This is a genomic window from Nostoc sp. S13 (assembly GCF_029379315.1).
Taxonomy (GTDB): domain Bacteria; phylum Cyanobacteriota; class Cyanobacteriia; order Cyanobacteriales; family Nostocaceae; genus Nostoc.
In genome coordinates, this window is record NZ_JAQYWQ010000160.1 from 1 (window position 1) to 11842 (window position 11842).

Annotated in this window: 13 protein-coding genes and 1 pseudogene; 9 read left to right on the top strand and 5 right to left on the bottom strand. The window is 42.0% G+C overall.

Annotated elements, in window-relative coordinates:
- The 3 genes and pseudogenes from PUQ00_RS29915 to PUQ00_RS29925 all read left to right on the top strand — a co-directional run.
- A pseudogene (locus PUQ00_RS29915) lies at positions 1–298 on the top strand (hypothetical protein); the annotation flags it as partial.
- Between the two features lie 145 nt (positions 299–443).
- Positions 444–1418, top strand: coding sequence for an SGNH/GDSL hydrolase family protein (locus PUQ00_RS29920; protein ID WP_300423362.1), 975 nt, complete (start codon positions 444–446; stop codon positions 1416–1418).
- A gap of 246 nt (positions 1419–1664) precedes the next feature.
- Entirely contained in the window at positions 1665–2204 is a 540-nt protein-coding gene (locus tag PUQ00_RS29925) for a WcaF family extracellular polysaccharide biosynthesis acetyltransferase (protein WP_300423363.1), read from the top strand.
- A 137-nt stretch (positions 2205–2341) separates the two neighbouring features.
- On the opposite strand, the gene PUQ00_RS29930 is transcribed toward PUQ00_RS29925, so the two are convergent.
- Entirely contained in the window at positions 2342–2836 is a 495-nt protein-coding gene (locus PUQ00_RS29930; protein WP_300423364.1) for a DUF6174 domain-containing protein, read from the bottom strand.
- Positions 2837–3237: 401 nt separating this feature from the next.
- Between PUQ00_RS29930 and PUQ00_RS29935 the strand changes: the two genes are divergently transcribed.
- Entirely contained in the window at positions 3238–3423 is a 186-nt protein-coding gene (locus PUQ00_RS29935; protein WP_300423366.1) for a DDE transposase family protein, read from the top strand.
- A 239-nt stretch (positions 3424–3662) separates the two neighbouring features.
- Here the strand turns inward: PUQ00_RS29935 and ctpC are convergent, their stop codons facing one another.
- Together ctpC and ispG are read right to left on the bottom strand one after the other, a co-directional pair.
- Positions 3663–4946 carry a carboxyl-terminal processing protease CtpC gene (gene ctpC, locus PUQ00_RS29940; RefSeq protein ID WP_300423368.1) on the bottom strand — a complete coding sequence of 428 codons (1284 nt, stop codon included), beginning with the start codon at positions 4944–4946 and terminating at the stop codon, positions 3663–3665.
- Positions 4947–5249: 303 nt separating this feature from the next.
- Positions 5250–6476: a (E)-4-hydroxy-3-methylbut-2-enyl-diphosphate synthase gene (gene ispG, locus PUQ00_RS29945; protein ID WP_300423370.1), complete on the bottom strand. Its 1227-nt coding sequence runs from the start codon at positions 6474–6476 to the stop codon at positions 5250–5252.
- Between the two features lie 470 nt (positions 6477–6946).
- Between ispG and PUQ00_RS29950 the strand changes: the two genes are divergently transcribed.
- From PUQ00_RS29950 to PUQ00_RS29960, 3 genes are all read left to right on the top strand, one after another.
- Complete coding sequence (locus PUQ00_RS29950; protein WP_300423372.1) at positions 6947–7282, top strand: hypothetical protein; 336 nt, start codon at positions 6947–6949, stop codon at positions 7280–7282.
- Positions 7279–7563, top strand: a complete 285-nt coding sequence (locus PUQ00_RS29955; protein WP_300423374.1) for a type II toxin-antitoxin system mRNA interferase toxin, RelE/StbE family — start codon at positions 7279–7281, stop codon at positions 7561–7563. Before PUQ00_RS29950 ends, PUQ00_RS29955 begins: the two co-directional genes overlap by 4 nt.
- 200 nt (positions 7564–7763) lie before the next feature.
- Positions 7764–8798, top strand: coding sequence for an isochorismatase (locus tag PUQ00_RS29960; protein WP_300423376.1), 1035 nt, complete (start codon positions 7764–7766; stop codon positions 8796–8798).
- Positions 8799–8851: 53 nt separating this feature from the next.
- On the opposite strand, the gene PUQ00_RS29965 is transcribed toward PUQ00_RS29960, so the two are convergent.
- A complete protein-coding gene (locus PUQ00_RS29965; protein ID WP_300423377.1) occupies positions 8852–9766 on the bottom strand; it encodes a M23 family metallopeptidase in 915 nt (304 codons plus the stop codon).
- A gap of 53 nt (positions 9767–9819) precedes the next feature.
- Here PUQ00_RS29965 and PUQ00_RS29970 point away from each other — a divergent pair, with 53 nt between their 5' ends.
- Positions 9820–10062: a hypothetical protein gene (locus PUQ00_RS29970; protein ID WP_300423379.1), complete on the top strand. Its 243-nt coding sequence runs from the start codon at positions 9820–9822 to the stop codon at positions 10060–10062.
- Positions 10063–10094: 32 nt separating this feature from the next.
- Complete coding sequence (locus PUQ00_RS29975) at positions 10095–11303, top strand: HhoA/HhoB/HtrA family serine endopeptidase (RefSeq protein ID WP_300423380.1); 1209 nt, start codon at positions 10095–10097, stop codon at positions 11301–11303.
- 43 nt (positions 11304–11346) lie between these two features.
- Here the strand turns inward: PUQ00_RS29975 and PUQ00_RS29980 are convergent, their stop codons facing one another.
- Positions 11347–11694: a DUF760 domain-containing protein gene (locus PUQ00_RS29980; protein ID WP_094347414.1), complete on the bottom strand. Its 348-nt coding sequence runs from the start codon at positions 11692–11694 to the stop codon at positions 11347–11349.
- Positions 11695–11842: the final 148 nt, after the last annotated feature.

Genomic DNA, 11842 nt, shown 5'->3' on the forward strand with positions numbered 1-11842 from the left:
TTTGACTTTGCCACTCTTCAGATGTACGGAGCTTGTTCAAAACTCAAATAGGATTCCTATATGTGCTGCATATTTATCTTTACTCTTTGGCATATCATTATCAAATCAACTCCCAGAAAACTATGTTATTAAAAGCATAGGTGTATGTTCTTTTGGAATTTACCTTATACACCATTTGCTAATCGAATTTATCCGACCTTTTATAAATAAAATTTATCCTATATCGATAGATACGGTTCCGGTATTAAAACGTTATACTATCGTTGCCAACGTAAAAGAAAGAGGCTTTTACCTCTAGTAGTGTTGATTCTTGTAATCCTACTTTTCATTCCAGTACGGGCAGTTTGGTACTAGGCTTTCCAGCGAATGCTAGCCGAAATTTTATTATCAATACGTTTGATTGAATATGAAAAATTGAATGAAAGCGAGGTTCGTAGAAATTAATGAAGAAATTTTTTCGTAAATATAAAACCCTCATTTACATAACAATTGCTATAATATTTACTGAAATTTTTTTCAGACTTCTGCTCGGACTAGGTAATCCCGTATTAAGTCAAGCAGATCCTTATACAGGTTATCGCTTTCAAGCAAACCAAAAATTATTTCGCTTTGGTAAAAGAATAGAATATAACCAGTACTCCCAGCGTTCAGAGCCAATTAATCCAGAAAAGACCCAGGGAGTACTAAGAATTATGATGATCGGTGATTCCATTCTTAATGGTGGTAGTCCTACTGATCAACAGCAAATAATTACTGAGATTTTTAAGTCTAAATTATTGACTGCTAGACATCCGGCAGAAGTCCTTAATGCCTCTGCTGGTTCATGGGGAATTGGCAACCACTTAGGATATTTACGTGAATTCGGTACTTTTAATAGTGATGTTGTCATTCTTGAAATTGGCACCAACGATTTAGCTCAACCCACAAGTACTAGCGCGCCTGTAGGAAATGACCCTAATTTTCCTACTCATCCTCCACTGTTAGCAATTCAAGAAGCTTGGACTCGGTATACTTGGCCAAGGTTATCAAAAATTTTTCAAATTGGCTCTGTCCCTTCTGATTTTCCGTTAACTCCTTCATCAGTTGAACCTGATCGCCAGTTCCAACAGAATATGCAGACCCTAAAAACCACAGTACAGCTAGTGCGTATTCAAAAAATTCCTATTTTTGTATTGTTCGTACCTGAACTTTCTAACTTAGTTCCTTCCAACAATCTACCTAAATATAAATTGGAATTTATTCAGCAGTTAAAGTTTTTACAGGTTCCTTTAATTGATGCTCAGTCCGAGTGGTCAACATTGCCTAGCAAAAAAGTGGAAACCTTATTTCGAGATGGCATACACCCAAATGAGGCTGGGAATCAAGCCTTAGCGAATTTACTGTTTCAGGAGCTATCCGGGATTTCTTACAAGCGATAAAAAATCATTATCTTGAAAAGTTGAGAGCGCCGGAAACCAGCGCTCTCTTGGAAAATTGCTCCTCTTGGTGAGGTAGCCCGGTCTTGTTGTCCCAACAAAGAGGGACTACCGAACCCGAAGGGGGAGACCGCAGACGCTCGATGACTCGCTATCGCTTTTAGCGTCTCCCCTTGGGAGAAGACCGCATTTTCCGCTCTGACTTTTAGCTGATTGAATTCTTGTTTAACCTATCTTGCTTACCACCATATGCGTCTAGATCAATATACTATTGGCAACTATACTCCAGGCACAACATACTGGAAGCAACTTTTTTGGTATTTTGTTGGCTCGCCCTTAGTTGAAAGTTATTGGCTACCATTTTCAGCTTTTAAGATTTGGGTACTCCGCAGTTTTGGAGCTAAAATCGGTCAAGGTGTCCGTATTAAACCTGGAGTGCGGGTAAAGTTTCCCTGGCGATTAAACATTGGTGATTTTGTTTGGATTGGAGAAGATACGTGGATAGATAACCTTGCTCTTATCACCATCGAAAAGCATGTTTGTCTATCTCAAGGGGTCTATCTCTGCACTGGAAATCATGATTGGAATCATCCCAATTTTAAATTGATTGATGCTCCAATCCATATTCAAGAGAGTAGTTGGATTGCTGCCAAGTCGGTAATTGGCCCAGGAGTTACAGTTGGTCGGGGAGCAATACTGACTTTAGGTGGCGTGACTGGAAGCTCACTAGAGCCGATGACTATTTATGCAGGTAATCCGGCTCAACCCATCAAGCAGAGAAAGCTTTGATATCCAACTTTTGCGATCGCATCTCGTAGTTTAGCTGACTACAAATTGAGGTACACCTACAGACACTCCACATTTAGTAATTAAGTCATTCCAAGGGCACTTTACCTTAATATCTAAATTTCTGCTTGCAGCAACAGCTATTGAATTTTCTGAAAATTTTCAATTGTGAGATATTTTTCTTCATCAGCTATCTGACTGTTGTAATCGATATTAATTTGGGTTGGATAGCCGAGTTTAGGACTGTACTGCACATTCAGGCTGAAGGCTTGACGGTTGATAGCATCTTGAATCACATTAAACAGCTTAGGAATTGTTTTATAGTTTTGAAAGAATTCTGGATTAACTGGTTTACCTGTAGCTAAAGAAGTGATGGAAGTTGTTTGACCATTACGTACTTCAATGACTACTGGTCCCCTAGCTTCGGCTATACAAAAGCAACTATTGCTAAGTGTATAGCGATAGTTGGAAATATTTTGCTGATACCACAAATGGCGATTAGATTTTAATCGCTTTAAATTCAAGTTATTACTCGCTGGCTGTTGTGCTATCTCTACGGGAGATTTGGACATTACTGGTAGGTTCAGACTGAAAGATAGCAATAATCCAGCACTGATAATGATAGGTAAACGCATATCAATCCATTGAATTTCAAAGGTATTATATATGTATTATATATATGAATTCATCTACTTATTTAAATACGCTTTATATTTTTATTAAAATTTGTCAGTGGATAGCCAAGGGCAAATAGCAAATTTATGACTGTACGGAACTGGTTCGTGGGTCTAGTCTATAGCCAAATCAGATCCGGTGCGTAGGCGCAGCCGACTGTAAGCATTGTATACGCGCGAAAATCTTTTCTCTAAGCTCGACTTTATCCAAAATTAAGAAATTTAAATGTAGGGTGCGCTAGCTGAAAGCGTAACATATCCTCTGTTGACTTTATATTTGTTTACATACATTGATTTTTTCTTGCCGACTTACTTATGCCGTAAAATCCTGACTGTGAAAAACAAATTTTTTTATTTTAAGCATGAATAATACAGAAACTTGGTATATTGTCAAGCGTTCTGCTGGCAATTGTGAAATTGTCCCCAGCCAGAAAGTTGGAGACGATAATCTAGAGATTATAGAACAGTGGGGGCCTTTTAGTTCGCAAGAAGAAGCGATCGCTCGGCGTGTCGGACTTATTAGGGCTGGAAAGTGCCAACCAGTTTAAGTTAGGAGTCATTCAATTTTGGATTTTAGATTTTGGATTTTGGATTGAAGGAAAAAGCGTTCGACTGAGCGCTCATGCCGTACTCCTTCTCTACGAGACGCTCCGCGAACACAGAGGCAAGCTACGCGTATCGTTCCGCAGGAAAGTCTAAAATCTAAAATTGGCAGAGTTTTAAATTGACAATGATGCTTTTTATTCCTAACTCCTCACTATTCACTCCTAACTTTATTCCTAACTCTTCATTTTTCTGCTGTAGGCGTGCCCTTAGCAGGAATTTGTTTACCTATGACTTCCACTGCTTTAGCGAATTGGGGGTCTGCTAGGGTAGCGAGTTTGTCACGTTCATGGAGCCACAACTCCTCCATCTGCGCTTTGGTCAAATCCACCTTCACATCTGGCTCAATGCCTTTATGATTGATATCTCTACCGCTAGGGGTATAGTAATGAGCAATTGTCACCGCCAATCCTGAACCATCTTCCAGGGGACGCACCGATTGCACCAGTCCCTTACCAAAGGTTTGAGTACCAACCAAAGTAGCACGCTTATTATCCTGCAAAGCCCCGGAGAGGATTTCACTTGCACTGGCTGAACCTTTATCTACCAGCACCACCAACGGTTTATTTGTCAAGGCTCGTCCGTTTGCCTCTTCCTTTTCTGCCTCTCCTTGGCGTTCAACGGTGGAGACAATCTTACCTTTATCTATCCACATCCGGGCAATATCCACACTGGAGAAGAGTAAGCCGCCTGGATTACCACGCAGATCCAGAATATATCCAGCTACCCGTTTGGTTTCTAAATTTTTGATCGCAGTTTGCATCTCCTTACCAGCATTGGCGCTGAACTGGTTCAAGCGAATGTAGCCAAGATTCCCTACTGGAGTTTGCTTCTGGGAAAACTTAACTGGATGGATTTCAATTCGCGCCCGTTTGATGTCAAACTGTTTTGTTTTACCGTCGCGCTCAATTGTTAGGCTGACTTGCGTTCCTGCTTCACCCCTAATCAAGGATACTGCCTGATTGGTATCCATCCCCTTAGTATCTTTGCCGTTGATTTTGACGATGATATCTTTCGCCAAAACACCAGCTTTAAAGGCTGGTGTATCTTCGATTGGCGCAATTACAACCAGTTGCTTCGTTTTTTCATCCTGACTAATCGTGATCCCAATACCTGTTAGTTCTCCAGAGGTGTCCACTTGCATATTCTTAAATTCCTCTGGGTTCATAAACCGGGTGTATGGGTCTTGTAGCTTTTTGAGCATTTCCCGAATGGACTTATACGCATCCTCTGGATTACTGTAGGACTTGCTCAAGTACTCCTTACGAACACCCTGCCAATCCACCTGATTAAAAGTACCGTCTACATATTGGCGCTGAATAATTTGCCAAACTTCATCTACTAATTCTTTGGGACTTGCTTTAAATAAAGCCTGGCCTCGGGAGTGAATGCCAAGGCTAGTAACAGCGATCGTGGCGAGTGTCACTGCCGTAGCACCCAAAACAAGCCTACTTTTTGTAATCACCATAATGACAGCTGGGTCAGAGGAAAAATATATATTCAGTATGCTCAATCTAACACAGGCTACCACTGTACAGACCGAGTATGTATTCCTAATTTAAACAAAATACTTGACAATTTGGCGGAGTGGGGAGTGGGGCATTGGGCATTGGGCATTGGGCATTGGGCATTGGGCAATTCAATTTTGGATTAAATTTCAATTCTTTAATCTAAAATCTAAAATTTTTACTCCCTCATCTCCCTCATCCCCTACTCCCCTACTCTCTACTCCCCTACTCTCTACTCCCCACTCCTCACTCCCTTAGTCCCTTTATGGTTCTACCCAGCGTTCATCTGCCTTAATCAGGGCAATTAATTCCTCTACACCTTTATCTTCTGGGACTTTTTTAATTTCCTCTCTGCCACGATACAAAGAAATGTAACCAGGTGTTTTGCCAACATAACCATAGTCAGCATCTGCCATTTCTCCGGGGCCATTGACAATGCAACCCATAACTGCTACGTCAAGACCAGTTAAGTGTTTAGTGGCTTCCCGAACTTTGTGCAGCACTTCCTCTAGGTTAAACAAAGTGCGTCCACAGGAAGGACAGGCGACGTATTCCACCATCGTTTTTCGCAATCCCAAAGCTTGGAGAATACTGTAGCAGACGGGAATTTCTTTTTCTGGTGCTTCTGTAAGTGACACGCGAATTGTATCGCCAATGCCATCAGCAAGTAAGGTAGCAATACCAGCCGTGGATTTAATTCGCCCATATTCGCCATCACCAGCTTCCGTAACGCCTAAATGTAGCGGATAATCCATACCCAGTTCATCCATGCGCTTGGCTATCAGGCGATAGGCGGCTAGCATCACTGGTACTCGTGAAGCTTTCATGGAAATAACCAAATTGCGGAAATCCAAGGATTCACAGATGCGAATGAATTCTATGGCAGATTCCACCATTCCTTCGGGGGTATCACCGTAGGTAAATAGCATCCTTTCAGCAAGGGAACCGTGATTTACCCCAATTCGCATCGATTTACCTTGGTCGCGCAAAGAAACTACCAGAGGTTGTAGGGTTTCGCGGATTTTATCGCCAATTTCGTCAAATTCGGTTTTAGTATACTCAGTTCGATTGATGTTTGGCTTTTCAAAGACATACAAGCCCGGATTAATTCGCACTTTTTCTATGTGCTTGGCGACTTCCACAGCAATTTTCAGCCCATTGTGATGGACATCAGCCACAATTGGCACGTCTTGGTAAGTTTTTATTAATTTTTGTTTAATTTCTGCTAAAGCTTTAGCATGAGCCATACTTGGCACTGTGACGCGGACAATTTCGCAGCCAATTTCGTGCAGACGACGAATACCAGCCACGGAACCATCAATATCAAGAGTGTCTTCGTTAATCATTGACTGCACCACAACGGGGTAGCTGCCGCCAATGGTGACATTTCCCACTTTTACAGGACGGGTTTTACGCCGCTTGATAGTTGTATCAAAGGTGGGTTGATCTACTGTGGTGTTAGAAGTTGTAAGAGTCGGCAGAGTTTGCATAACCCTATCAGGTAAATTTGCTGTAGCTAAAATATCAGATTTGATAAATCTCTGTTTCCCAGATTGCCACAGCTAGGGCTTTTTTGAACGGTTAGGTCGAAAAAAAAATGGAGAAAGTAACAATCCTCTTAGGCTTTAGGGAACCCTTGTTGTTATAGATATGTTTTACCTACAATGTCCGCATTTGGGATGTCAGCAGCTTGTTAAATTGAAGTCAGCCGCACAAATTGCTGCATTTTTGCACGGTAAAGAAGGCCGGGGAATATTGTAGTAAAAACTTTCTTGTAAGTAAGTAGGCGAGGAAATTTCCATGTATGTAACGAAATGTAAATTCGGTAGATACCTTACAAATTCCTTATTTGACCGTTTTTAGAAAAGAAATATATATTAGTTTTATTTTGCCTACCTACTTATATTTTAAATGTAACACTAATACTACACTTTCATTTATTGGTTACTACGACAATTAGGTGAATGTTAATAACACAGTATTCGTTGGTAGTGATCAACTCAGAGTACCGCAGGTATTATACAAACATTTGCCATTACCAGCTAAATTAGATTTATCACTAAGTTCTTTGACGCCCATGCTAGAAAAAACATCTACATTCCAGAAAGCCATAGAAGCGGTAGAAGCATTAGATCCAGAAGCTCAGGCTATTCTTGTAGATATTATCCAAAAGCGCCTCAAACAACAGCGACGGGATGACTTATTAAAGGCGGTTGCAGAAGCTCGTGAAGCCTATGCTAAAGGGGAAGTACGTAGTGGAACTGTTGCTGATTTAATGGCGGAGTTGGATGATTGATACAACTGCTTTGGAGTGCAAGATTTATTCGAGATTTTAAGGGTTTAGCCCGTCGAAACCCACAATTACGCTCTGTAGTTGAGCAAAAATTACAACAACTTGCTGAAGATCCGTTTTATTCTAGCTTGCGTACTCATAAACTTAAAGGGGATTTATTGGGTACATGGGCTTGTTCGGTAGACTATAACAATCGTATTCTATTTGAGTTTGTTCTTCATCCCGATTCTGGGGAATTAGTAATTTCTTTGTTGACCTTAGGTTCTCATGATGATGTTTACTAAGGTAACGCTAGACTTAGGAATAAGAATTAAATAAGATACAATTTATGTCCCTGGCTTACCTCAGCCTCAATCTCTCACCTTATAAAGGAGAGGGAAGTTACAGAGAGGATGAAGTTTTGCATTTTATTTAATTCACGTTCTTAATAAAATTTGGGGATTTAAATTATAGATGTTATTACAGAATAAAAGCGACTGTAATTATGAACACCCAAATAACACCCCAACTATCTATTCCTCGACACTATAACCCCGATCACGTCGGCGAAGTCTGGCGCGTACTTTATCAAGAACGTGCCGCCGAAGCTGAAATCTGGGCAAAACAACACGATATCAAACCTGCATCTTTAGATAAAACCAGCATTTGCTTACTATTAATTGATGTCCAAAACACCTTCTGCATTCCTGGATTTGAATTATTTGTAGGTGGAAAATCCGGTACTGCGGCGGTGGATGATAACGTTAGATTATGTGATTTTATCTATCGCAACTTGGGAGTAATTACAAAAATTATACCTACTTTAGATACCCACACAGCAACGCAAATCTTCCATCCGCTCTTTTGGGTGAACGCCGCCGGAGAACATCCCACCCCAGCAGCGACTAACATTACCTCAGCAGATATTGAACAAGGTATCTGGAAAGTTAACCCAGCAGTTGCTGATAGTGTTACTAATGGGGATTACGAATTATTAGAAAAACACGCTTATCATTACGTTAAGCAACTAAGTCAGGACGGTAAATATCCTCTCATTGTTTGGCCTTATCATTCTATGTTGGGTGGTATTGGTCATGCTTTAGTTCCATCGGTAGAAGAAGCGATATTTTTTCACTGCATTGCTCGTCAGAGTCAAACACAATTTGAGATTAAAGGTGAAAATCCCTTAACAGAAAATTATTCAATCTTGCGTCCAGAAGTATTGGAAGATTTTGAGAAACGTCCACTTGCTCAAAAGAACGCCAGCTTGATTCAGCAACTTTTAAAATTTGATGCAGTAATTATTGGTGGTCAAGCTAAAAGTCACTGTGTTGCCTGGACAATCGACGATTTATTAACAGAAATTAAACAGGTAGATGCTACCCTTGCTCAAAAAATCTATCTGCTAGAAGATTGCACTTCTCCCGTTGTCGTTCCCGGTGTTGTGGACTACACAGAACAGGCAGATGGAGCATTTACAAGGTTTGCAGAAGCAGGAATGCACATCGTAAAATCTAGCGAATTTGGGAATTGGGCATAGGGCATTGGGCATTGGGCATTGGGCATTGGTAATTCAGTTTCTTCTCTATTCACTCATTTTTTCAAATAACCCTTTGGATCTTCCGCTACCCAACCCAGAGATGAGCTAGAACGTACTTCAAAATGGAGATGCGGTTGAGTGGAACTTGGTTGTCCACTAGTACCTACAGTTCCTAATATGTCTCCTTTTTTCACTTGCTGTCCGACAGTAACTTTGATACTCTCAAGTTGAGCATAACGGCTTTGGAGTCCGCCACTGTGATTGATAATGACCAACTTGCCATAAGTACCTTGATCATTCGCAAAGGCTACGGTTCCAGATGCGATCGCTAGCACATCACTACCAACTGGTGCTAATAAGTCAACACCACTATGGAAGAAAACTTCACCTGTCGCCGGATTAATTTGCCAGCCGTAAGCTAATCCGATAGTTGCTACTTGTGCCAAAGGATATCCAGACAAGGATGCACGGTTTGGCGTACCTGCATCAGTAGGTAAAGGAGACTTAGTTACAACACCATTGGGCGACCAATTTACCCCCGGAACAAACACAATTCTGGGGTCTTGTTGGCAGCCATTCACTTCAAAAAGGCTATCAGCACGAACTTTGTATTTTGCCGCTACTTGTCGCCAAGTTTCACCGCGAGGCACTTCGACTACAACCCCATTGTAGGGAGGAATTTGAAGTACACTACCAACGGCTACGTAGGTGGAACCCGCCGCAGCGATCGCACCGTTCTGCAAAGCTGGATTCATGCCAATAATAGTTGTAGGTATGAGATTGTAGCGCTGCGCTATGTTCTCCAAAGTTTCGCCACGAACAACTTTATGGCGTTGGAAGCGAGATAAGGCTGGAATTGGGCAACCACTGACAGCAGCGTTGGCGCTGTTGGTGTTTGGCAGTATGCTTACTAGGCCCAAGGCGCTAACTAAGCTACATAGAAACAGTTGACGAAAAGGTAAAGTCATGTATAAACGTCAAGAGCGCATTAACTTTAGATTTTAGTTGGGAAGAGTGGGGAGTGGGGAGTGGGGGAGATGAGGGAGATGAGGGAGTAAGAATTTTAGATAATCGTCAATCCCTTCTCCCAAGGGGAGACGCTACGCGAACGGGTTGGTGCAGTCGCTCATGGGGGAAACCCCCTGTTCCCGCGCTGCTTCACCAAAATCCAAAATTGAATTGCCCAATGCCCAATGCCCAATCCCCAATTTCTAGTAAATTTATCTGTCCACTTGCCGTTAGCTTGACTACACTTAGAAATTAGCAACTGCATTGCTGTCCTTAAGCAAAACGATTATGAAGTTATCTTTAAAGCAACTGGCGGTTTATGTGTTTTTACTGGTGATTGGCGGTGGTGCAGGTTTGTTTGGCAGTCGCTATCTCCTGCCACAATATTCCCCGTTCCAACAGTTAAAAAATGTAACAATGGCTTCGCCTTCAGAATCCGTAGTTCCGAATTCTCCTAACGGAACGATTGGGGCTACTGGGGGCGATAATTTGAATTTTATTGCGACGGCAGTGCAAAAAGTTGGCCCGGCTGTGGTGCGAATTAATGCCACCCGCAAAGTTGCCAATCCAATCTCTGACGCTTTGAAAAATCCCCTCTTGCGGCGATTCTTTGGAGAGGATGAGGAACCAATTCCCCAAGAACGCATTGAGCGCGGTACAGGATCGGGATTTATTTTGAGCGAAGATGGAGAATTACTCACCAATGCTCATGTGGTAGCAGATACAGATACAGTACAAGTTACCCTCAAGGATGGCCGGAGTCTAGAGGGGAAGGTGGTAGGAGTTGATACTGTGACAGATGTAGCGGTAGTGAAAATAAAAGCAAATAATTTACCGACTGCGAAGCTGGGCAATTCGCAAGACTTGGTGCCGGGACAGTGGGCGATCGCTATTGGCAATCCTCTAGGTTTAGATAATACTGTCACTATTGGCATCATCAGCGCTACCGATCGCACCAGCGCTCAAGTTGGTGTCCCAGATAAGCGAGTCAGCTTTATCCAAACTGATGCCGCAATTAACCCTGGTAATTCTGGTGGCCCCTTGTTAAACGCCCAAGGCGAAGTGATTGGTATTAACACTGCCATCCGCGCTGATGCTCAAGGACTCGGTTTCGCCATCCCCATTGAAACCGCCGCCCGCGTCGCCAATGAACTTTTTACCAAAGGGCATGTCGATCATCCCTTCTTAGGTATTGAAATGGCAGACCTTTCTCCGATCAGAAAACAGCAAATTAATCAAGAAAATCAGCTGAACATTCAGCAGGAAGCTGGGATTGTCATTAGAGGAGTTACAGACAATTCTCCAGCCAAGCAAGTAGGACTTCTTCCTGGAGACGTGATTCAAAAAGTTAATAGTAAACCCGTCAAAACTTCAGCCCAAGTACAGAAGTTGGTAGAGTTCAGCAAAGTTGGGGATATATTAGCGATCGAAGTCAACCGCAATGATAAAATTCAAACCTTCAAAGTGCAATTAGGAGCTTATCCTGAAAGAAAGTAGTCAATAGTCAATAGTCCTAGAATGTTTGACTACTGACTATTGATTATTGACCATTAGATAAATGCTCTAACTGCATTCTTTGTTCCATCTGGCGTAGAAAATACCCCGTCATCATGGCCGACGCTAGAAGCCCAGCTAAGTTCTCCCGATCTGTTGTGATTTGCACGTTGAAATTTTCTGCGGGGAGCATTCCCACTAGCCCTTGGACATTTTGCGAGATGATTTGTTTAATTTCGGGGCTGGCGGACTGAGCAACCCTAGCTAAAACATCAGGAGACTGATGCTGTAGATATTTGAGTAACTGATTAGGGTATTCCTCAGAGTGGTCGGAAAGAAGTTGATTAGGGTGTTCCTCAGAGTTGTCATTCAAAAAGTCAGGATTAAACACCATTGGCAGTTTTATTTAGCTTAATTGCTAACTCTACTCTAAACCATAGTACAAGAGTAGCGCATTCACCACGGGTATTAAGTCTTTAAGAAAAGAGGGCATTGGGCATTGGGCATTGGGCATTGGGCATTGGGCATTGGGCATTGGGCAT